This is a genomic window from Bariatricus sp. TF06-38A, from assembly GCF_027690675.1.
Taxonomy (GTDB): domain Bacteria; phylum Bacillota; class Clostridia; order Lachnospirales; family Lachnospiraceae; genus Allocoprococcus; species Allocoprococcus comes.
The window spans coordinates 41403-65131 of record NZ_JAQFCE010000016.1; the positions used below are offsets into that span (position 1 = coordinate 41403).

At 42.9% G+C, this 23729-nt stretch carries 19 protein-coding genes and 1 riboswitch; of the genes, 18 read left to right on the forward strand and 1 reads right to left on the reverse strand.

The window, feature by feature from the left end; genetic code table 11:
- The first annotated feature begins 131 nt into the window (after nt 1-131).
- The 4 genes from PG418_RS12345 to PG418_RS12360 all read left to right on the forward strand — a co-directional run bounded on the left by PG418_RS12345 (nt 132) and on the right by PG418_RS12360 (nt 3441).
- Complete coding sequence (locus PG418_RS12345; protein ID WP_498837468.1) at nt 132-623, forward strand: ribonuclease Z; 492 nt, start codon at nt 132-134, stop codon at nt 621-623.
- Complete coding sequence (locus PG418_RS12350; RefSeq protein WP_498837469.1) at nt 620-1603, forward strand: DNA/RNA non-specific endonuclease; 984 nt, start codon at nt 620-622, stop codon at nt 1601-1603. Before PG418_RS12345 ends, PG418_RS12350 begins: the two co-directional genes overlap by 4 nt.
- A 154-nt stretch (nt 1604-1757) precedes the next feature.
- A complete protein-coding gene (locus tag PG418_RS12355) occupies nt 1758-3044 on the forward strand; it encodes an O-acetylhomoserine aminocarboxypropyltransferase/cysteine synthase family protein (RefSeq protein WP_117558238.1) in 1287 nt (428 codons plus the stop codon).
- A gap of 52 nt (nt 3045-3096) precedes the next feature.
- Complete coding sequence (locus tag PG418_RS12360; protein ID WP_008375282.1) at nt 3097-3441, forward strand: cupin domain-containing protein; 345 nt, start codon at nt 3097-3099, stop codon at nt 3439-3441.
- A gap of 267 nt (nt 3442-3708) precedes the next feature.
- On the opposite strand, the gene PG418_RS12365 is transcribed toward PG418_RS12360, so the two are convergent.
- A complete protein-coding gene (locus PG418_RS12365) occupies nt 3709-4803 on the reverse strand; it encodes a pyridoxal phosphate-dependent aminotransferase (protein ID WP_055297027.1) in 1095 nt (364 codons plus the stop codon).
- Nucleotides 4804-4935: 132 nt separating this feature from the next.
- On the opposite strand from PG418_RS12365, the gene PG418_RS12370 reads away from it, so the two are divergent.
- The 14 genes from PG418_RS12370 (at nt 4936) to grdD (ending at nt 23581) form a co-directional block, all read left to right on the forward strand.
- The gene (locus PG418_RS12370) at nt 4936-8229 is read left to right on the forward strand and encodes a DUF5717 family protein (RefSeq protein WP_242856238.1); all 3294 of its coding nucleotides are present in this window, start codon (nt 4936-4938) and stop codon (nt 8227-8229) included.
- A 15-nt stretch (nt 8230-8244) separates the two neighbouring features.
- The gene (locus PG418_RS12375; protein WP_118217896.1) at nt 8245-9534 is read left to right on the forward strand and encodes a DUF5716 family protein; all 1290 of its coding nucleotides are present in this window, start codon (nt 8245-8247) and stop codon (nt 9532-9534) included.
- Nucleotides 9509-10270, forward strand: a complete 762-nt coding sequence (locus PG418_RS12380; RefSeq protein WP_008375292.1) for a hypothetical protein — start codon at nt 9509-9511, stop codon at nt 10268-10270. The genes PG418_RS12375 and PG418_RS12380 overlap by 26 nt, the downstream gene beginning before the upstream one ends.
- Before the next feature lie 105 nt (nt 10271-10375).
- Nucleotides 10376-11812: an amidophosphoribosyltransferase gene (gene purF, locus PG418_RS12385; protein ID WP_044999256.1), complete on the forward strand. Its 1437-nt coding sequence runs from the start codon at nt 10376-10378 to the stop codon at nt 11810-11812.
- Nucleotides 11813-11825: 13 nt separating this feature from the next.
- A complete protein-coding gene (gene purB, locus PG418_RS12390) occupies nt 11826-13259 on the forward strand; it encodes an adenylosuccinate lyase (protein ID WP_044999258.1) in 1434 nt (477 codons plus the stop codon).
- Nucleotides 13260-13684: 425 nt separating this feature from the next.
- Nucleotides 13685-15058, forward strand: a complete 1374-nt coding sequence (locus PG418_RS12395; RefSeq protein ID WP_022220910.1) for an alanine/glycine:cation symporter family protein — start codon at nt 13685-13687, stop codon at nt 15056-15058.
- Nucleotides 15059-15225: 167 nt separating this feature from the next.
- Nucleotides 15226-15350, forward strand: a riboswitch (glycine riboswitch).
- 183 nt (nt 15351-15533) lie between these two features.
- Entirely contained in the window at nt 15534-15920 is a 387-nt protein-coding gene (locus PG418_RS12400; RefSeq protein WP_022220909.1) for a GrdX family protein, read from the forward strand.
- An 81-nt stretch (nt 15921-16001) separates the two neighbouring features.
- Nucleotides 16002-17282, forward strand: a complete 1281-nt coding sequence (locus PG418_RS12405; protein WP_207642890.1) for a glycine/sarcosine/betaine reductase component B subunit — start codon at nt 16002-16004, stop codon at nt 17280-17282.
- Nucleotides 17283-17302: 20 nt separating this feature from the next.
- Complete coding sequence (gene grdB / locus PG418_RS12410; RefSeq protein ID WP_082428246.1) at nt 17303-18616, forward strand: glycine reductase complex selenoprotein B; 1314 nt, start codon at nt 17303-17305, stop codon at nt 18614-18616.
- 48 nt (nt 18617-18664) lie between these two features.
- A complete protein-coding gene (gene trxB, locus PG418_RS12415; RefSeq protein WP_055247348.1) occupies nt 18665-19612 on the forward strand; it encodes a thioredoxin-disulfide reductase in 948 nt (315 codons plus the stop codon).
- A 36-nt stretch (nt 19613-19648) separates the two neighbouring features.
- Complete coding sequence (gene trxA / locus PG418_RS12420) at nt 19649-19966, forward strand: thioredoxin TrxA (protein WP_008375313.1); 318 nt, start codon at nt 19649-19651, stop codon at nt 19964-19966.
- A 133-nt stretch (nt 19967-20099) separates the two neighbouring features.
- Entirely contained in the window at nt 20100-20573 is a 474-nt protein-coding gene (gene grdA, locus PG418_RS12425) for a glycine/sarcosine/betaine reductase complex selenoprotein A (RefSeq protein ID WP_082428247.1), read from the forward strand.
- A gap of 296 nt (nt 20574-20869) precedes the next feature.
- Nucleotides 20870-22408, forward strand: coding sequence for a glycine/sarcosine/betaine reductase complex component C subunit beta (grdC, locus tag PG418_RS12430; RefSeq protein WP_055247420.1), 1539 nt, complete (start codon nt 20870-20872; stop codon nt 22406-22408).
- 18 nt (nt 22409-22426) lie between these two features.
- Entirely contained in the window at nt 22427-23581 is a 1155-nt protein-coding gene (gene grdD / locus PG418_RS12435; RefSeq protein ID WP_055247352.1) for a glycine/sarcosine/betaine reductase complex component C subunit alpha, read from the forward strand.
- Nucleotides 23582-23729: the final 148 nt, after the last annotated feature.

Sequence of the window (23729 nt, forward strand, 5' to 3'; positions counted from 1 at the left end):
GATTGGATTCTCTGCCTGTTTGTGTTATGGAAAATGCAGGGACGAGACGGACGCTACAGTGGCAAAAGAATGTGAAGCTGTGTAGAGGATTTCGGATATTGGCTGGAATTGCGGGGAAGGAGTTTGGTAGTGTGAAAACTATTGTATGTGTGGATAACCGGATGGGGATATGCTTTAATGGCAGGAGAGTGAGCCGGGACCGGATGGTGTCATGGGATATTCTTGAGATGACGAGAGGGAATGTGCTCTGGATGGCGCCGGAGGCAGATAAGCTTTTTAAAGAAGTCTTTAAAGCAAAAGAAGAGGTATGCCGGGAAACTGGGACTGGGAAGAAAATACAGGACGCAGGGCACCTGGAGGATGAAAAAATGTGGAAGGTTGACCGGAATTTTCTGGAAAAGGCAGAAAAAGAGGATTTCTGTTTTGTTGAGGGGGAGAATTTGGCTGGATATGAGGGGAAGATTACAGAGATTGTTCTGTATAAATGGAACCGGGATTATCCGGCAGATGTATTTTTTGAGGTAGATTTAAGCAAGTGGAGACTGGAAGAGAGAAAAGATTTTTCCGGTTACTCCCATGAGAAGATTACAAAAGAAATTTACAATAGGCAGGGATTGCTATGAAGAAGAAAATTGGGAAAATGAGAGGTGTGCTGCTTCTGACGTTTGCATTGTTTCTGACAGCGTGTGGCACAGGTGGAGCAGATGCGCAAAGTGCATCATATGGAAACAGTCAGGCAGCGGTAGTTGAAAGGCAGTCAGGTAGCGGAAAAAATGAATCGACAGCAGGTGGCAGCCAGGATCCGGTGAGCGCTACATTGGATAATATTCCGGCATACAGCGGAACACCGTATGTAGTGATTGACGATAATGAACCGGATTTTACCGAAGATGAGCTGACAGATCAGTCTTATGAAAGCTACAGTGATCTGGATGAGCTGGGGCGGTGCGGCGTTGCCACGTCCAGTATTGGGACAGATCTGATGCCGACCGGGAAAAGAGGAAAGATTGGACAGGTGAAACCGTCCGGGTGGCAGACAATAAAATTTGACAATGTGGATGGAAAATATCTTTACAACCGTTGTCATCTGATAGGCTATCAGCTGACGGCAGAAAATGCAAACGAAAAGAATCTGATTACAGGAACCCGCTATATGAATGTGGATGGAATGCTGCCATTTGAAAATATGGTTGCCGACTACATCAAAGAGACAGATAATCATGTAATGTATCGTGTCACACCGGTATTTGAAGGGGAAAATCTGGTTGCATCCGGAGTTTTAATGGAAGCAGAATCAGTGGAGGATCATGGAGAAGGTGTGAAATTTAATGTGTATGTCTATAATGTACAGCCGGGAATTACGATTGATTATGCAACGGGAAAGGCAGTACTTTCCGATGCGGATGCGTCAGCGGGTACGGGAAAAACCAGTGGAAATACAGAGAAAAAGACGTATGTGTTGAATGAAAATACAAAGAAGTTCCATACGCCGGAGTGTTCAGGAGTAAAAGATATCAAAGAAGGAAATAAAAAAACATTTACAGGTTCAAGAGAAGAAGTGATTAAAGAGGGGTATAGCCCGTGTGGGAGATGTAAACCGTAAGAGGAAAATAAAAGAAAAACTGCATATTCTACGAAAAATATAAAACAAACGGGAGATTTTTAAACAAAATCTCCCGTTTTCTGCTATAATAGAAAACATACTTAATGAATATACATTAGAGGAAATGTGTAAAAGAAAAAGGAGGAACTTTCTCATGAATACTTATCATATGGGAACAAAATGCGTGCAAGGAGGATATACACCTGGAAATGGAGAGCCGAGACAGGTTCCGATCATTCAGTCTACGACATTCAAATACAATACAAGTGAAGATATGGGAAAATTATTTGATCTGGAGGCATCCGGATATTTCTACACCCGTCTGCAGAATCCGACTAACGACCACGTAGCGGCAAAAATCGCGGCGATGGAAGGCGGAACAGCTGCAATGTTGACTTCTTCCGGACAGGCAGCGAATTTCTTTGCTATGTTCAATATCTGTGAAGCAGGAGATCATATTGTGGCTTCCTCTTCGATTTATGGTGGAACCTTCAATCTGATCAGTGTGACAATGAAGAAAATGGGAATTGACGCAACATTTGTTTCTCCGGATGCAACAGAAGAAGAATTAAATGCGGCATTCCAGCCAAATACAAAGCTGATGTTTGGTGAGACGATTGCCAATCCGGCACTTACTGTTCTGGATATTGAGCTTTTTGCAAAGGTTGCACATGCGCATGGTGTACCGCTGATCGTGGATAATACCTTCCCGACACCGGTCAACTGTCATCCGATCGAATGGGGAGCAGATATTGTGACACATTCGACTACAAAATATATGGATGGACATGGAGCAGCAGTCGGTGGAGCAATCGTAGACAGTGGTAAATTTGACTGGATGGCTCATGCAGATAAATATCCCGGACTTTGCACACCGGATGAAAGCTATCATGGAATTACCTATGCTGAGAAATTCGGAAAAGAAGGCGCATTTATCACAAAATGTACTTCTCAGTTGATGCGTGATCTCGGATCAATCCAGGCACCACAGAATGCATTTATCCTGAATCTCGGACTGGAATCTCTTCATGTGCGTATGCCAAGACACGTGGAGAACGGACAGGCTGTCGCAGAATTTCTGGAGCAGCACCCAAAGGTTGCTTATGTCAATTATCCGGGACTTCCATCTAACAAATACTATGAAAGAGCAAAGAAATACATGCCAGACGGGGGCTGTGGAGTGGTATCTTTCGGATTGAAAGGTGGAAGAGAAGCTGCTTCCGTATTCATGCAGAATCTGAAGCTTGGAGCGATTGAAACCCATGTGGCAGATGCGAGAACCTGTTGCCTGAACCCGGCAACATCCACACATCGCCAGATGAATGATGAGCAGTTAAAAGAAGCAGGAGTTCCGGCAGAACTGATTCGTATCAGTCTGGGACTTGAAGATAAAGAGGATCTGATTGCAGATATTTCTGCGGCACTTGACGCAATTCAATAATCGTGTCACAATGACAGATAAAGAAATCTGATCAGACAGGAGGAAAAGAGTCATGACAAAGAAATCAGAAAGACAACCAATCAAAGCAGAAAATGTAGCGGGTGGCGCAGGCTATATCCTGAAGGAAGAACTGATCAAAGGTGAACAGCTCGGCGCGTACTGCAAGATGTTCAATGAAGTAACGTTAAAACCTGGATGTGAGATCGGATATCATGAGCATCATGGAGAGACTGAGACTTACTATCTGACAAAAGGGGCAGGCATTTACAATGATAATGGCAAAGAATATCCGGTAGAAGTTGGTGATGTGACTTTCTGCGCAGACGGAAATGGACATGGCATCAAGAATGCGGGGGAAGAAGATCTTGTGTTTGTGGCGCTTATTTTGAAAGAATAGTGTGAAGAGGGAAGGATTCCGGCGCAAATGATATTGATCGTCACCTATGAAACTGTCACTGGCAGTTTCATACGGATGCATGGCAACTCCGAAGCTTGTACAAAAAAGGGGATGATGTTCGTGTGAACACGGACACCACCCCTATTTTTGTGCGCTCTTAGTCGCAACGATTCAATATCATTTGCGCCGGGATCCTGTGCTGCTCAAAATTTTTAGAAATAAGAGTTGGCGATTTAGTGAATGGTCTTCTTGTGGGGATAGGAAACATTATGCAAAGAAATCCTGTATTCCCTGAAGCAGTCTCTTATTATCTTCCGGAGCCATAATGCAGAACCGGAAGTATTCCCCGCCCAGTTCTTTGAAGCTGGAGCAGTCTCTCACCATCAGACCCTGCTTGATCAGAAATTCAAACACATCCGCAGAAGTAACTCCCTCTTTTTCAATCTTTACCAGTACAAAATTCGCATAAGCAGGATACACAGTCAGCACATTGATTTTGGAAATTTCAGTGCACATTTTGTCTCGCTCGGAGAGGATCAGATCCCGTGTTTTCCGGATATACTCCTGATCCTGGAGCATCTTCTCGCCAGCGTAAGCGCCGAGACTGTTCAGACTCCATGGGTTCTGCATCAGCAGAAGATCCTGAAGAAACTGGCTGTTACTGGTTGCACCGTAGCCGAGGCGGAGACCAGGTGCGGCATAAAATTTGGATACGCCACGGAGAATCATCAGATTATCAAAACTGCTGATCAGAGACATGGAAGAAATTTCATTAATATCCGGTGCAAATTCAACGTAAGTCTCATCGATCATCAAGAAAGAGCCAGCCTCCCGGCAGCAGTCCAGAATGGTCTGGATCTCAGGCATTTTGAGAGCGGACGAAGTCGGATTGTTCGGGTTACATAATATCACCAGATCATAGCCTTTCCTGATTTCTTCGCAGAAGGCATGGATATCAAGATGGAACTGATCTGACTCTTTTAACAGGTAAGTATGGATGGAACTTCCCACCAGATCCAGTTCACGTCCATACTCGGAATAAGTTGGTCCAAGAACCAGCGTTTTTTGTGGTTTCCGTGTCTGGATTAGGAGAGAGATCAGCTCGGTAGAACCATTTCCGACGATTACATGTTCCGGTAAAATCTGGCAGTAATCGGCAATCACTTTCTTCAAAGTAGTGTAATTTCGGTCTGGATAACTACTGAGAAGATCCAGATGTGCAGCAAGATCTTTTTTCAGGTTTTTGGATAATCCAAGTGGGTTGACATTGGCTCCAAAGCAGACGATCTCGTCCACCGGTACATGATAAAATGCGGCGACAGCAGCGGTGTCACTTCCATGAAACTGCGGTTTTGCTTCCATAAATAGTATTCTCCTTTGTGTATAACAAAAATCTGTGAATTAAAAAAATCGGGTATTCCGCATTGCCTGATATGCAGAATAATGTTATAATTTATTATAATGTCTTTTTGAAAAAATGCAATGCAGAAGTAGGTGGCAAGCTTGAAGAATAAAATAAAAAAATTTTCCAAAGGAGATTTTCGAACTGTTCATCCGGAGATTGTACTGCCGGTAACGAATCTTGAGATGACGATCGGGGAAGGAGAGTCCTGCCAGGGAAGTTTCATTTTGAAGAACAGGAAAGAAGGAGATATCAGAGGACTTGTATATTCTTCTTCTTTTCGTATACATTTAGAAGAACAGGGATTTGAGGGCAACCCGGTGGAACTCCGTTTTACTTATGATGGAAGCGGACTTGCTCCCGGGCATGTTGAACAGGGAAAGTTTACGATTGTATGTAATGGTGGAGAATTTGAGGTAAACTTTACTGCGATCATTGAAAAACCATCAGTCGAGACTTCCTGTGGAAGAGTACAGAATATCCGTGATTTTAAAAGGCTGGCGATGGAGAACTTTATTGAGGCACACCGTCTTTTCAGATCACGCGATTTTTATGACGTGATAAAGTATGAAGAGCCAAGGATAAAGGCACTTTATGATAATATTAGGAAATGGTCTCTCGGTGAGCAGGCGATGGAAGAATTTCTGGTCGGAATCAAACAGAAAGAATGTATTTTCCTGACAATGGGACGGAATCAGAGAACCTTCCGCAATTTAAAAGAAGCAACCCGTGAGATTATTCATTTTACAAAGAATACTTGGGGATTTATGCCGGTGAAGGTGCATGTGAGCGGTGATTTTATCCAGATTGGAAGGGATAACTTTACAACGGACGATTTTGTGGGAAATCTGTTTGATTTCAGTTATATCATTCATCCGGAAAAGGCTCATGCGGGAAATAATTATGGACAGATTGTTTTTGAAAGTCCGTATGAATCGCTGACCTATGAGGTAATGTTGGCCAATCACAAGGATCATGCAGAGAACAGACGTGTGGCAGATAAGACGATTGCATCAATCATAAAGGATTTCCTTGCGTGCAATGCGGAAGGAAAGGATCTGACAGCCTGGGCGGACGCAACAAGAGAAAAACTGAAGGGACTGGATATATATTCAGAAGACGGAGATGTTTATCCACTGTTTGATGCACATCTTAACCTGCTCTGTAAGGAGCCGGACAAGGCCAGTGGTATTCTGGATGATTACAATTACAGCCGTTTCTCAGTGAATAAGGATTCGGTCATTTCATCGTATTATCTGTATCTGACTGCGCTTTTAAGAAAATCAGGCAGCCAGGTTAACAAAGCAATTGAAGAACTGAATAAGGCATATATGAAAGAACCAACTTCATGGGAGCTTGTGTGTATGCTGATTGACATTGATCCGGAATATAAAAACTATAGCAAAAAATTACAGGTTCTGGAACGCCATTGCAGCAACGGTGCGAACCAGGTAATTCTGTACTGGCAGGCATACCGGTGTTTTCTGGAGAAGCCAACCTGTCTGAAAAAGCTCTCGGCATTTGAAGTACAGATTCTCAATTTTGCGCAGAAGCACGGAGTTCTGACAAAGGAAATTGCGCTTTATATGGCGAACCTTGCATCCCAACAGCGGACTTATGATAAGAATCTGGATGTTGTGATGCAGAAGGTTTATCGGATTTTCCCGGATCCACAGATTCTGACAGCAATTTGTACCCATCTGATCCGTGGCAATCGGACAACACCGGAATGCTTCAAGTGGTATGCCTTGGCAGTAAAAGAAGATCTGAAGATTGCGCAGCTTTTTGAATATTATATGATGACTGTGGATGACAAATATCTGGACAGACAGTTTCCAAAATCCGTATTACTTTACTTCCGGCATGGAAATACACTGGAATATAAAAAAGCAGCGGTGTTGTATGCAAATCTGATTAACTGTGAGGAAGAAAGCAGTGAGCTTTACAGTGCTTACAGAGAGCAGATGGAGCGGTTTGCCTGGATGCAGCTTGAGAATCGAAGGATCAATGATATTCTGCATATTATTTACAAACGCTGCTGTACTGAGCGGGATATGACACCGGAAAGAATCCGGGCAGTTTATGATATCTGCCATGCTTATGAGATTAAGACAACGGTAAAGAACATGGCGTTTGTCATGGTGATCGAGCCTGACGGAACGATCAGTCAGAAAGTACAGTACAGTGCGGATGGAGTGATTGTATATTTATACAATAAAGACGCACGGATTGTCTGGGAATCAAAAGACGGCCGCCATTACATTGATTCCATTCCATATGAGACTATGAGGATGTTCTATGAGAACCGGTATATGGAAATCTGCAAAAAATATCAGGAAGAGCATGAGGAAGAGGAACGGAAGAAAGAGAAAAAAGAACTGACCTGGGATATGCTTAGAGAGCACGGGCTGGAGATGGCAGATGAAAAAGAAGTGTTTAAAATGTGCAGTATGCGCCTGCGTGAAGAAGGTACGGAGGAGGATGATTTTCTTCTGGCATTATGCTTTGAACTGTTTCTGAAAGATCAGTATGATAAGCAGACGCTGTCTTATCTTGCTGAGTATTATTGTGGATCGACCCGTAATATGAAGAAACTCTGGCATGTGGCAAGAGATTATGATATTACAACCTACAAGCTTTCAGAAAGAATCATTACGCAGATGCTTTTCTCGGAAACTATGTTTGGTGAGGAAGAAATTTTTGCGGATTATTATGAAGGAAGAACGTATTTCCGTTTAAAGAGAGCATATCTTGCTTATGTTTCAAGAGAATATGTGGTGAACGGACGCCAGGTAAAAGGATGTATTTTTGTAATCATCGCAAATGAATACCGCAAAGAGGAAGATCTTCCGGATATCTGTAAGATCGCCCTGCTAAAATATTATTCCAGCAGGGAAGTGCATCAGGAACTGGAACCGATGCTACGGGAATTCCTGCGCGAAATGTGTGAAAAACAGCTGTATTTTTCTTTCTATTTGAAGTATCCGGAGAACTGGCTCAGAGAAGTGCAGCTTTATGATAAGACGATGATCGAATATCACGCAAAACCTGGAAGCAAAGTGGCAATTTCCTACCAGATACGGAAAGGCGAAAGTGATAATATGAATTATCAGGAAGAAATACTGCTTCCGGCATATGAAGACACTTATATCAAGAGCTTTATTTTGTTTGGTGATGAATCTCTGCGTTATTATTTTACAGAGACGAATAAGGATAAGGTGACAGTTACGGAAAAAAGTGACTATAAGCCGCGTGAGGTGAGACCAATCGGAAAATTTGGAAGACTGAATGATATGACATCACTGAAGAATGAAGCACTGGCAATCGCGATGAAGGAATTTGCAACAGAAAAACAGCTTGCTGAGGATATTTTTGTTGCTTACTAAAGGAGGAAATACTTCATGACACATGGAAGTATTATAGGATATGACATCAATGCAAAGATGTGTCAGATCAGTTATTATAATGAAAAAACACAGGAACCGGAGACGGTGGATACCGGAATTGAAAAAGAGAACAATCAGATTCCTCTGGTGATGAACTATTATAAAGAGACCTGGACTTACGGAAGACAGGCAAGAAGGATGTCTACGGTAAGGGACAGTATCTGCGTGGAAGGGATCTGGGAGTGTGCGCTTGGCAATAGGAAAATTGAGGTAGACGGACAGGAATATGAAGGCGTCCAGCTGCTGGCGGATTTTGTAAAGTACACGTTGAACGGATTTGAAGAAATTGAAAGCATCACGTTTACAGTCCCGGAGAAAAACGAAGATATCCGCGTCCTGCTGAAGGGAATCGGACAGAAACTCGGAGTGGCAAAGGAAAATATTTATGTTCAGGACTACAAGGAAAGCTTCTGCCATTATATGTTTAATCAGCCGAAAGAATTATGGCAGTATGAAGCGGCACTTTTTTACTGTGACGAGGATGTGATCCGGGCATATATGTTGCGGGAACTGAAGAACAGTTCGCAGAAAAGCAGAGAAAGCTTTGTGACGGTGGACAAGGTGGCAGATGCACGTATGGAAGAACTGGAAGCAGTTTATCCGGTGCTGCATGTTGAAAAGGCAAAAGCGGCAGATGAGCATTTTAAACGTTTTATCCAGAGTGTATTCAACAAGAAGATGATCTCTTCTGTCTTTTTGACAGGAGATGGATTTGAAAATAACTGGTATCCGAATTCTCTGCGCGTTCTCTGTAACGGACGCCGTGCGTTTATGGGAAATAATCTGTACAGTAAAGGAGCGTGTTATACAGCGCAGCGCAGAAAAGAGGAACAGTCAGATGCGCCAGTCTACCTGGATGAGACAAAACTGACCGAGCAGATTTCCGTGCGGATGCGCGTGAATGGAGAAGAAGGCTGGTACCCACTGGTATCCTGGGGCAATCACTGGTACGAATCAGACAGACAGTTTGAGGTGCTTCTTGGTGATACAGAGGATATTGAGATCCATGTAGATTCTCTGGTGACCGGCAGGCATCTTGTGGAGTCGGTTTCTCTGAAAGGTTTGCCGGACCGGAAAAACTATGCGCTTCGTCTGAAAATTAGTACATTCTTCTCGGATGAAAAGACCTGTCATATTATTTTTGAAGATATGGGATTTGGCGAATTTTTTGCGCCATCAGGATTCCGGTTGGAGAAGATCATTGAATTAGGAGGCAGCAATGGGCAGTTTAATTCTTTGTCATAAGAAAAAGGCAAAACATCCCTATGAAATTTCGAGGATCCATACAAGAATCAGTACACTGGAAGAGCTGTGTTATTATCTGTGCAACAATCTGTATCTGATCGATTATACGATCATGAATGAGCAGCTCTGCAGATGGATCGCAGATGAACTGGAAATGCAGGATCTTGCAGTAAAGCTGGTGGAACTGATCCGGAATCATGGTTCCGTGGAGAAATTTGTGGTTCTTGTGCTACATGAATCCAGAATCTACACACCGGGTGAAATGGCACACATCCAGAATGTTCTGGAGAAACTCAAGAACCAGAAAGAAGTAGAACGTCAGAAATACAAAGCAGATAAGCTGATGGAAAGTGGAGAACTGGAATCGGCAATCCTGGTTTACATGTCGATCGTCAACGGAGAAAAGGATGATTCAGTAGATAAGCGTTTTTATGGTCGCGTGTCTGCGTGCCTTGCCGGAGCATATGGGAGAGCATTTCTGTATGAAGAGTCGGCGAGAATGTATGAGAAGGCGTATAAGATCTGTGAAGATAATAAAATGCTCGAAGGTTACCTGTATGCAAGTTCCAGATACATGCCGCAGGATGAATATCAGAAGATGGTCATGGGCAATGAAATCCTTTTGGAAATTGACAACAAACTTACAGAAAAGATAGAAAAAGTGAGAGAAAATATCAACATCGAACCGTCAAAGGAATTGTTTGAAGAATGGAAAAAAGAGTACAGAAGAGCATAGTGTACGGGAGAAAGTTCAAGGCTGTGTATTGATTTTCGGAAAATCATGTATTATACTCTCTATGTAAAAATTAAGCGGATACAACAAATAGGAGAAGACAAAACGATGAGCGAACTTGAAAGAGTAGAGACTGGTTTAGGTGAAGAATGTGGTGTATTCGGTGCCTATGATATGGATGGTGGCGATGTTGCGCCGTCAGTGTACTATGGTTTGTTTGCCCTTCAGCACAGAGGGCAGGAAAGCTGCGGAATTGCAGTGACAGATACCTATGGCAAGCGGAAAGTTCATTTCAGAAAGGGACTAGGACTAGTCAATGAAGTATTCGATGAGGAAGAACTTGGCAAATTAAAGGGAAACCTTGGCGTCGGACATGTGCGGTATTCGACAGCAGGGGGAACTCGTGCGGAAAATGCACAGCCACTGGTTCTGAATTATGTGAAAGGTACATTGGTGATTGCCCATAATGGTAATCTGACGAATGCGATCGAGCTTCGTCATGAACTGGAATATACCGGAGCAATCTTCCAGACAACGATTGATTCGGAAGTGATTGCCTATCATATTGCAAGAGAGCGTCTGAAGGTTTCAAAGGCAGAGGATGCGGTCAGGAATGCAATGAAGAAAATTGAAGGCGCATATGCACTGGTTGTATCAAGCCCGCGTAAGATGATCGGAGCGAGAGATCCATTTGGTCTCAAACCACTCTGTATCGGCAAGCGAGATAATACCTGGTTCCTGGCATCGGAAAGCTGTGCCCTTGCAGCAGTTGGTGCAGACTTTATCCGTGACGTGGAACCGGGAGAGATTGTCAGCTTTACAAAGCATGGAGTATCTTCGGACAAAAGTATGCAGATTCCACCTGAAAAGCAGGCACGTTGTATTTTTGAGTACATTTATTTTGCACGTATGGACAGCGTGATCGACAACATCAATGTATATCATGCAAGGATTGTTGCAGGAAAGGCTCTTGCACAGTCTTATCCGGTAGAGGCTGATCTGGTTGTCGGTGTGCCGGATTCCGGACTGGTTGCGGCAAAAGGATATTCGGAATATTCCGGAATCCCTTACGGTATGGCATTCCACAAGAACAGTTATGTAGGAAGAACCTTTATCAAGCCGAAACAGAGTCAAAGAGAGTCCAGTGTGAAGATCAAACTGAATGTTATTGAAGAGGTTGTACGGGGCAAGCGTATTGTTATGGTAGATGATTCCATCGTCCGTGGAACGACCTGTGCAAATATCATCAAGATGCTCAAAAAAGCAGGAGCAAAAGAAGTTCATGTAAGAATCAGTTCGCCACCGTTTTTACATCCTTGTTATTTTGGTACAGATGTACCGTCGAATGATCAGCTCATTGCTCATTCACATACAACGGAGCAGATCCGTGAAATGATCGGAGCAGATTCTCTTGGATATATGGAAATAGATAAGCTGAAAGACATGGTTGGAGATCTTGGATACTGCGATGCATGTTTTACAGGAAATTACCCGATGCGCGTTCCGGGAAAAGATATTTCCCACGCGTTTGAGTCAGAAGAATAGGGAGGATAAGACTATGGGATACGACAAGTATGTAAGTCCGCTTTCAGAGCGGTATGCCAGCAAGGAGATGCAGTATATTTTTTCTCCGGACATGAAATTTAAGACATGGAGAAAACTCTGGATCGCACTTGCAGAGACAGAAAAAGAGCTGGGGCTCAATATTACAGATGAACAGATCGCAGAACTGAAAGAGCATGCAGAGGATATCAATTACGATGTCGCAAAAGCGCGTGAAAAAGTAGTGCGCCATGATGTGATGTCTCATGTATATGCATATGGACAGCAGTGCCCGAAAGCAAAAGGGATCATTCATCTGGGAGCAACTTCCTGTTATGTAGGTGATAATACCGATATCATTATCATGGCAGAGGCTCTGAAACTTGTTAAGAAAAAGCTGGTTAATGTTCTGGATGAACTTTCAAAGTTCGCAGATCAGTATAAAGATCTTCCGACACTTGCATTTACTCATTTCCAGCCAGCACAGCCGACAACGGTTGGAAAGAGAGCAACTCTGTGGATGCAGGAATTTTCTATGGATCTTGCAGATCTTGATTATGTGCTTGGAAGCCTGAAACTTCTTGGATCAAAAGGAACAACCGGTACACAGGCAAGCTTCCTGGAACTGTTTGAGGGAGATCAGGAGACCATTGATAAGATCGATCCAATGATTGCTAAGAAGATGGGATTTGAAGCATGCTATCCGGTATCCGGACAGACCTATTCCCGTAAAGTGGATACAAGAGTTGTGAATGTTCTTGCCGGAATTGCAGCAAGTGCACACAAATTCTCCAATGACATCCGTCTTCTCCAGCATCTGAAAGAAGTGGAAGAGCCGTTTGAAAAGACACAGATCGGATCTTCTGCAATGGCATATAAGAGAAATCCAATGAGAAGCGAACGAATCGCATCTCTGTCCCGTTACGTGATGATTGATGCACTGAACCCGGCGATCACTTCTGCTACACAGTGGTTTGAACGTACTCTGGATGACTCTGCGAACAAGCGCCTGAGTGTACCGGAAGGTTTTCTTGCGATTGACGGTATTCTGGATCTGTGCCTGAATGTCGTTGACGGACTGGTTGTATATCCAAAAGTAATTGAAAAACGTCTGATGTCTGAACTTCCGTTCATGGCAACAGAGAATATTATGATGGATGCAGTAAAAGCTGGTGGAGACCGTCAGGAACTGCATGAAAGAATCCGTGAACTTTCGATGGAAGCAGGAAAGAATGTTAAAGAAAAAGGTCTGGACAACAACCTTCTTGAACTGATCGCGTCAGATGATGCATTTAATCTGAGTCTGGAAGATCTTCAGAAAACAATGGATCCATCCAAATATGTAGGACGTTCCAAAGAACAGGTCGAAGCATTCCTTAAGAATGTGATCCGGCCGATCCTGGATGAAAATAAAGAGCTGCTTGGTGTAAAAGCAGAGATCAATGTATAGAATAACTGAATAAACAGAATGGAAGAGCAGGAAGCAGATTTCCGGGTAAGACGGAAGATTGCTCCCTGCTTTTTATTTATGTTTCATGGTCTGAAAATAACTTCTTTGAAATATCAATATAGTAAAGAATTAATGCGTTCATCTGAAAGAATCTATAAATCCCATGGAAATGCATAGATATTAAATCGTCATTAATTAGACAATTTGACGAAAAATATGAAAACTGAGTTTTTGACAAACACAGAAAAGCGCGAAAAAACGCACTTATTTAGAGCAAATTTATTATGTTATCGTAATAACATGGTGATAATACACAAAAAATAAATAAGTTAACTGAAAATATTGCATAAAAACTATAAATAGGTTATTATAGATTCAACAGATAAAAACTATAAGGGATGTCTATTAAAAAGGAGGGTTACCGTATGAGTATTAACGATTTAGTATTAAAGGTAAATGATGTCCTAACAGGATCGGTGCTGATCATAGCACTTGTAGGTATTGGCTTGCTGTTCACATTTAAGCTTGGATTTATCCAGATCCGTGGTTTTAAAGATGGATGGAACAGAACTTTTGGCGGACTTTTTAGCAAGAAAGGGGATGCCGGAAAAGACGGAATGTCTTCTTTCCAAGCACTTGCAACAGCGATTGCTGCTCAGGTTGGTACCGGTAATATCGCCGGAGCTGCAACTGCAATTGCAGTCGGTGGTCCGGGAGCAATCTTCTGGATGTGGATCAGCGCATTCCTCGGAATGTCAACGATCTTCGCAGAAGCGGTTATGGCTCAGAAGTTCAAGCAGGTCAGTGATGACGGAACCGTAACCGGTGGTCCGGTATATTACATACGAGGAGCATTTAAAGGAACGTTCGGAAAAGTTCTGGCAGCTATTTTTGCAGTCCTGATTATCTTTGCACTTGGATTCATGGGCAATGCAGTTCAGTCTAACTCAATCGCAGCATCATGGAACACTGCATTCGGAATTCCGAAGATTGCAATGGGTATTTTTGTAGCAGTTGTTTCTCTGTTTGTATTCACAGGTGGTATGAAGCGAATCGCAAAAGTTACTGAACTGATCGTGCCGATCATGGCAGCATTTTATATAGTAGGTTCTTTGATCGTAATTTTTGCAAACGTTACAGCAATCCCGGCAGCATTCCATGACATTATTGTCGGTGCGTTTAAACCGGCAGCAGTAGCAGGTGGTGCAATGGGCGCAACCTTGAAGCTTGCAGTACAGAAAGGTGTGGCAAGAGGTCTCTTCTCCAATGAAGCTGGTATGGGTTCTACACCACACGCACATGCAGTAGCAAAAGTAAAACATCCGGTTGAACAGGGCTTTGTAGCTATGATCGGTGTGTTCATTGATACATTCGTAATTCTTAACCTGACAGCACTTGTTATTATCACAACCGGTTCAAGAACGACTGGTCTTACAGGTGCACAGCTGAGCCAGTATGCTTTCTCTACATTATATGGTAAGTTCGGTGAGATCTTTATCGCGATCTGTATGTTATTCTTCGCATTCTCAACGATCATCGGATGGTATTTCTTCGGTGAAGCAAACATCCGTTACCTGTTTGGAGCAAAAGCTGTTAAAATTTACTCAATCATTGTATGTATCTGCGTAGCACTTGGATCACTTCAGGAAGTAGAACTTGTATGGAATATGGCAGACTGCTTTAACAGTATGATGGTTATCCCGAATGCGATTGCACTGGTAGCACTCAGTGGTCTTGTTAAGAAGACGCATGACGATTACTATAATAATTTCCTGCCAAATCAGAAAAAAGGCAAATAGATAATTTGTATAATAACTGAAAAATAGTTATAGAAAAAAACAATAAGATATATACAAAAAAATCTATAAAAAGACTAGCATTTTGTATAAATGTGTGTTATAGTAATCATGTCAGCAAGAAAGATGCTGTAAAATGTATAAAAAATGCAGTCAATTAGATAGTAGGTTGATATTTCCTGCGAGAGAATCATTTATAAAGATATTTGATAAATGGTCGCCGAAGATGCAAACCGTAGAGCAGTAAAGCTCGTTGAATGGTGAAACTTTCAGGCAAAAGGATCGGGAAAGGTACTACACTCTGAATCCGGAATTGCCGAATTTACAAGGAGACAGAAAGGACGTTTAAAACAGAGAAGTTGTTTTGGCGTCCTTTTTTGATACCAGATATATGTTAAAAAATTATCTGGAGTATTTCAGACACAGGGAGTCAAAAAAGACCGCATAAACGGACAGGGGACGAAAGGAAGAAGCGGCTATGAATACTGGATTTATGATTATCACAAATAATCCGCTGGTAAAAGAAAAACTGGGGGAAGATTATCATGTGGAATACGAAGAACTTTCTTATGAGGACACACTTAAAAAAGTTCAGAAGATGATCTTCCAGGGATACCGGCTTTTGACACATCCGCTGTCCGGAAGCGTAAAACCGAATGAGACTCCATATAAGTCGGTTATGCTCTCAGAAACGCCGGAAGGTCTGGATGCACAGGCAATGCAGATTATCGCGAGTGCTATTCAGGCGTGCGGCAAATTTCAGTTTAAGTCTGATCTTTATAAACCACAGGTTTATGCAGACTTTCAGCTTGTAGATTACACATTGATCTCAAGCGCTCTGCCGTCAGCGGAAAGCTGGCGCTAGACAAAAGGCTGTAGAAGTACATGCGGTTTGGTGTACTTTTGAGCATACAACAAACACATTCAAAAAAGGAGGGAATTTACAGTGAGATTAGAAATGGGTCACATTTTTATTAACGACATTCAGTTCGCGTCTGAGTCTAAAATCGAAAACGGCGTTCTCTATGTTGATGAAGAAGCTGTAAAGGCAATCGTTCTTGAGGACGAAAAAATCAAAGGCGTTAAGTTTGATATTGCAAAACCAGGTGAAAGCGTTCGTATCACTCCGGTTAAAGACGTTATTGAACCACGTGTTAAAGTTGAAGGAAGAGGGGGAATCTTCCCGGGCGTTATCGCAAAAGTTGACACTGTAGGAAGTGGTAAGACATATGCATTAAAGGGAATGGCTGTTGTAACAGCTGGTAAGATCGTTGGTTTCCAGGAAGGTATCATCGATATGTCAGGCCCGGGTGCAGAATATACTCCATTTTCAAAGCTGAACAACTTAGTTGTTGTCTGCGAACCGGTTGAAGGAATCAAACAGCATGAATATGAAAAAGCTGTTCGTCTTGCCGGATTCAGAGTAGCAGTTTATCTTGGGGAACTTGCTCGCGAACTTACACCAGATGAGACAAAGGTTTATGAAACATACGGAATCATGGAAGGAAAAGAAAAATTCCCGAACCTTCCGAGAGTTGCTTATGTACAGATGCTTCAGAGCCAGGGGCTTCTCCATGACACATATGTATACGGTGTTGATGCTAAGAGAACACTCTCTACAATCATGAACCCGACAGAAGTTATGGACGGAGCTATCGTATCTGGTAACTGTGTATCCGCTTGCGATAAGAACCCAACATATGTTCATGAAAACAACCCGGTTGTACATGACCTGTTCGAAGAACACGGAAAAACAATCAACTTCGTTTGCCAGATTCTTACAAACGAAAACGTATACCTTGCTGATAAGATGCGTTCATCTGACTGGACAGCTAAGATGTGCCGTCTGTTAGACCTTGATGCAGTTATCGTATCTCAGGAAGGATTCGGTAACCCGGATACTGACCTTATCATGAACTGCAAGAAGATCGAAGCTGAAGGCGTTAAGACTGTAATCATTACAGACGAATATGCCGGACGTGACGGAAAATCTCAGTCACTGGCAGATGCTGATCCGGCTGCAGACGCAGTTGTAACCGGTGGAAATGCTAACCAGGTAATCGTACTTCCTAAGATGGATAAAGTAATCGGAACAGAAGAATTCGTTACAACCATTGCTGGTGGTAATGAACATTCTCATCGTGAAGATGGAACAATCGAAGTTGAAATTCAGGCCATTACCGGTGCTACAAATGAAACCGGATTTGGATATCTGAGTGCACGTTAGGAATGGAGGACGAAAAGATAATGAGTAAAATTAAAGTTGTACATTATATCAATCAGTTCTTCGCTCAGATCGGTGGAGAAGAAAAAGCTGATTATCCTGCTGAACTTCGTGTAGGCGAAGTTGTCGGACCAGGTATGGCTCTGATGCAGCAGTTTAAAGATGAAGCAGAGATCGTAGCTACAATCGTTTGCGGTGACTCTTACTTCAATGAAAACCTTGACAAAGCAAAAGCTGATATTCTTGAAATGGTTAAGAGCCAGAATCCTGATATCTTCATCGCTGGACCTGCTTTCAATGCTGGACGTTACGGTGTTGCATGCGGAACTATCTGTGATGCAGTACAGGAAGAACTCGGAATCCCGGCAGTAACTGGTATGTACGTTGAAAACCCAGGTGCTGATATGTTCAAGAACAAAGTTTACACAGTATCTACAAAGAACAGCGCAGCTGGTATGAGAGACGCAGTTAAGAAACTTGCTCCTCTTGCTCTTAAGATCGCTAAAGGCGAAAAAATCGGTGCTTCTTGCCAGGAAGGTTACATGCCGAACGGAGTTCGTGTAAACTTCTTCGAAAAAGAACGTGGATCTAAGAGAGCTGTTAAGATGCTCCTTAAGAAACTGGCAGACAAGCCGTTTGAGACAGAGTATCCAATGCCAACATTCGACCGTGTTGATCCACAGCCAGCTATCAAAGATCTTAGCAAGGCTACAATCGCACTTTGTACTTCAGGTGGAATCGTTCCGAAAGGAAATCCGGACCACATCGAAAGTTCAAATGCCTCACATTACGGAGAATATGACATCACAGGTGTTATGGATCTTACAGAAGAGACATACGAAACAGCTCATGGTGGATATGACCCGGTATATGCAAACGAAGATCCAGACCGTGTACTTCCTGTAGACGTTATGCGTGAATTCGAAAAAGAAGGCGTTATCGGAAAACTTCACAACAAATTCTATACAACAGTTGGTAACGGTACAGCCGTAGCTTCTGCAAAAGCTTTCGCTGAGGAATATGCTCAGAAACTTATAGCAGACGGTGTTGACGCAGTTATCATGACCTCTACTTGAGGTACCTGTACACGTTGCGGTGCAACAATGGTAAAAGCAATTGAAGCAGCTGGACTCCCGGTAGTTCATATGTGTACAGTAACTCCGATTTCCATGACAGTTGGTGCGAACAGAATCGTTCCTACGATTGCTATTCCTCATCCACTTGGAAATCCGGCTCTTGAAAAAGATGAAGAGTATGCTCTTCGTAAGGGCCTTGTTGAAAAAGCTCTGAAAGCTCTTACAACAGAAGTAGACGGACAGACAATCTTTGACAACTAAATCATAGTTAGAAGGTCATGTAATTTTATTAAAAAAGGAGAGAACGTTATGAGCAAAGTTTATGACGTGATCGTCCTGGGTGCGGGACCTGCAGGCTTAGCTGCAGGTCTGTACGCAGGAAGAAGCCGTCTTTCAACACTGGTTATTGAGAAAGGTAAAGATGGCGGACAGATCGCAATCACAGATGACATCGAAAATTATCCTGGACAGATCGTAGAAGGGGAAAGCGGTCCTTCTCTTATCGCAAGAATGACACAGCAGTGTGAAAAATTCGGCGTTGAGAGAGCCTCAGATGTAATTAACGAAGTACACCTGGACGGCGATATCAAAGTACTGAAGAGTGCGAAGGCTGAATATCAGTCAAAGACGGTTATCATCGCAACCGGAGCTTTTGCAAGACCGATCGGATGCAAAGGCGAAAAAGAGTTCATGGGCAAGGGCGTTTCTTACTGCGCTACCTGTGATGCAAACTTCTTTGAAGGTTTTGAAGTATACGTAGTAGGTGGAGGAGACTCTGCTGTAGAAGAAGCTATGTACCTTACAAAATTTGCAAGAAAAGTTACCATTATTCACAGACGTGATGAGCTTCGTGCAGCAAAATCCATCCAGGAAAAAGCTTTCAAGAACGAAAAACTTCACTTTATGTGGGATACGGTTGTAGAAGAAGTTGGCGGTGACGGAATCCTTTCTGAGATGACTGTTAAAAATGTGAAAACAGGTGAACTCACTAAGATCGTAGCTGATGAAGATGACGGAATGTTTGGTGTATTCGGATTTATCGGAACACTTCCAAACTCAAAGATCTATGAAGGAACAGGTCTTGAGATGGATGAAAGAGGATATATTCCGACAGATGCAGATATGCACACTAATATCCCAGGCGTATTCGCAGCAGGCGATATCCGCGTTAAGAGCTTAAGACAGGTTGTTACAGCTGCAGCTGATGGAGCAATTGCAGCTACACAGGCAGAAAAGTATATTAACGAATTAAAATAATAAACACTTTTTAATAGAGTGAGGAGGACATTTGACATGTTAGAAGTAGATAAGAAAACATTCGAAGACGAAGTCTTAAAAGCAGAAGGTTATGTATTCGTAGATTTCTTTGGTGATGGATGTGTTCCGTGCCAGGCTTTGATGCCGTTCGTACACGAAATGGCAGATAAATACGGAGATAAGATTAAATTCACATCTCTGAATACAACAAAAGCTCGTCGTCTTGCTATCGGACAGAAGATCCTTGGACTTCCGGTTATGGCTATTTACAAAGATGGCGAAAAAGTTGAAGAAGTAGTAAAAGACGATGCTACACAGGAAAGCATCGAAGCAATGATTAAGAAATATATCTAATCATTATTTAATTAGGTGAGCCGCGCACAGCCGGCAGAGATCCGGCTGTGTGCTCACAATATATAATCGCGTAAAGCGTGTAAAACTATTATCAAAACAAAATTTTAAAAGAAAGGAAGGAGGAAAAGACATCATGGCAATTTTAAAAGGTAAAAAAGTTGTTATTATCGGTGACCGTGACGGTGTACCGGGACCAGCAATCGCAGAATGCGTTAAGACAGCTGGCGGAGATGTAGTTTTTTCTTCAACAGAATGTTTCGTCTGAACTAGCGCAGGCGCAATGGATCTGGAGAATCAGAAAAGGGTAAAAGAATTTGCTGAGGAGTACGGCCCGGAAAACGTAGTCGTAATCGTAGGCGCAGCTGAAGGAGAAGCAGCAGGACTTGCTGCAGAAACCGTTACAGCAGGAGACCCGACATTCGCAGGTCCGTTGACAGGGGTCCAGCTTGGACTCACAACTTATCACGTATGTGAACCAGAGTTAAAAAAAGAATTTGACCCGGCTGTTTACGATGAACAGGTAGGCATGATGGAAATGGTCCTTGATGTTGATGATATCGTAGACGAAATGTCAGCAATCCGCAACGAATATTGCAAATACCTCTAAGATAAAGAGGGATTTATCCTTCGAAGCGGAATATCTGAGATAGAGGTACAGGCGGCAGGATTCTTCCTGTCGCCTGTTTTATTGCCAGGCATATCGGGAACATGCTGGTATTGCATTAGTGAATTGCCTAGCATCTCGGAAGCGTGCCAGTGATGCGCTTCTGATAAAAGCTTGTTTAGCGCATTCTGCCCAAAATCTTTTAAATCAGGACAGGTAGATTATACGCGCATATCACGGAGAAATGAATGATGGTGACATTCGTAAAAAGAGAATGTCAGGAAAGGTGGAAACCAGCGATGAACAGTGTAATTAAAGGAGCAGGATATGTACTCGTACATACCCCGGAAATGGTAGTTTACAACGGAACAACACAGACAACAGAAAGAGTTGTTAATCCGGAATCAGAATATTTAAAAGAACTTAGAGATCATCTTCGGTCATATGATACATGTGTAAATTATTGGCCGAATCAGGTATATATCGGAAATGCAACACCGGACGACCTTGCCCAGGTTGAATTTCCTTACTACGATAAAGTAAAAGAAGGTGCAGAGCGTTACGGAAAATACGGTGAAATCATGCCGGAAGACGAATTCCTTCTTTTAGCTCAGGCATGCGACATGTTCGAAGTTGTTATGCTTGAAAAAGGATTTGTAGCAGCTACAAAAGAAAAATTTGCAGCAGATCCGATCATCACAGATGATATCGTAGAAAAAGTAATCGAGGGATTTGAAATCTCAGAAATCGAACACTTTGTAAATGAAGAGCATGCTGAAGGTCTGTATCATGAAAACAAACTGGTAGGCTGTGTAAAGAGAGCGCATGACATTGATGCAAACCTTTCAGCTCATGTTATGCATGAAAACATTATGAGTAAGGCATCCAGCGTGCTCGCCCTCCTCTATGGTGTAAGAAACGCAGGAATCGAAAAGACAGACGTTGAGTATGTCATCGACTGTGCAGAAGAAGCTTGTGGTGATATGAACCAGCGTGGTGGTGGTAACTTTGCGAAAGCAGCAGCTGAAGTTGCAGGACTTTTGAACGCAACAGGTTCTGACTCCCGTGGATTCTGTGCCGGACCATCTCACGCACTGATCGAAGCAGCAGCTCTCGTAAAATCAGGCGCATACAAATGTGTAGCTGTAACAGCTGGTGGTTGTACAGCAAAACTTGGTATGAACGGTAAAGACCATGTAAAGAAAGGTCTTCCGATCCTGGAAGACTGCCTTGGCGGATTCTGTGTAATCATCGCAGAAAACGATGGTGTAAACCCGGAAATCAACCTGGATATCCTTGGACGCCATACAGTAGGAACAGGAAGTGCTCCGCAGAACGTAATCGGAAGCCTTGTAGCTGATCCACTGGAAAGAGCAGGACTTAAGATCACAGATATCGATAAATTCTCTCCGGAAATGCAGAACCCGGATATCACAAAACCGGCAGGAGCCGGAGATGTACCGCTTGCTAACTACAAGATGATCGCAGCTCTCGCAGTTAAGAGAGGCGAACTTGACAGAAAAGAACTTGCAAGCTTCGCAGGAGAACACGGACTGACAGGATGGGCTCCGACTCAGGGACATATTCCTTCAGGTGTACCGTACATCGGATTTGCAAGAGAAGATATCCTTGCTGGAAAGATCAATAAAGTCATGATCATCGGAAAAGGAAGTCTGTTCCTTGGACGTATGACCAACCTCTTCGATGGTGTATCTTTTGTAATCCAGGCAAATACCGGTGCAGAAGATAACAGTGGTGTATCAGAAGAAGAAGTAAAAGGACTGATTGCAAAAGCAATGAAAGATTTTGCAGCATCACTCATGGCAACAGAAGAATAAGAAAGGTGGACAAACAAAATGGCAAATAGTATTGAAAGAATGATTGCCGACACCTTTATGGAGATGGCGCAGGGACTGGAGACAGGAAGCTTCGGAAAGCGCCCGAAAGTTGCACTGACCGGAATGGGAAGCGAACATGGAGAAGAAAACTCTATGGCAGCGGCAATTGAAGCGGCAAAAGACGGAATTGATGTATATTATATCGGAACATTAGAAGCAGAAGGCGTTACAACTGTTAAAGTGGCTAACGATGAAGAAGGTCATGATAAGATGGAAGAAATGCTGAAGAATGGAGAAGTAGATGCAGCAGTAACCATGCACTTCCCATTCCCGATCGGTGTATCTACAGTAGGACGCTGTGTAACACCGGCAACTGCAAAAGAAATGTTCATCGCTAATACAACAGGAACATCCAGCACAGACCGTATTGAAGGAATGATCAAAAATGCGATCTACGGAATCATCGCTGCAAAAGCTTGTGGTAAGAAGAATCCGACCGTTGGTATCCTGAATGTAGACGGTGCACGTCAGACAGAGAAAGCTCTGAAGAAACTGCAGGAGAACGGGTATCCGATCGAATTTGCAGAATCAGGAAGAGCAGATGGCGGATGCGTTATGAGAGGAAATGACGTCCTTCAGGCATCCCCGGACATCATGGTAACAGATTCCCTTACCGGAAATATCATGGTGAAGATGCTTTCTTCTTTCACAACAGGTGGAAGCTTTGAAGCAACAGGATTCGGATACGGACCTGGAATCGGAGAAGGATATGAACAGCTTGTTATGATCGTATCCAGAGCATCCGGAGCACCGGTTATCGCAAATGCGATCCGTTACGCAGCACAGCTGGTAAGAGGAAAAGTATTTGAAGTAGCGAAAGAAGAATTTGCAGCTGTTAAGAAAGCTGGATTAAAAGAAATCCTTGATGAGCACAAAGCTTCTCAGAAACCGGCAGCGGCTGAAGAAGAAGTAAAAGAGCCACCGAAGGAAATCGTTACAGCACAGATTCCAGGTATTGAAGTAATGGATCTGGAAGACGCAGTCAAAGTACTGTGGAAACTCGGCATTTACGCAGAAAGCGGAATGGGATGCACCGGACCAATCATCCGTGTATCAGACGCAAACCTCGCAAAAGCTGAGGAAGAACTGAAAAAGAGCGGATATATTAACTAATAAAATCTGCCTTTTTATAAACACTCTCACTCTAATTCAGGAAGATGGGCTTTCCGGTCATAAGACCGGGAAGCCTTTTTCCTTGCAAAAAACTGTTTTTGCAGAAAGATTATACATTATTTGTCACAGATACTGTGAACAGTAATGA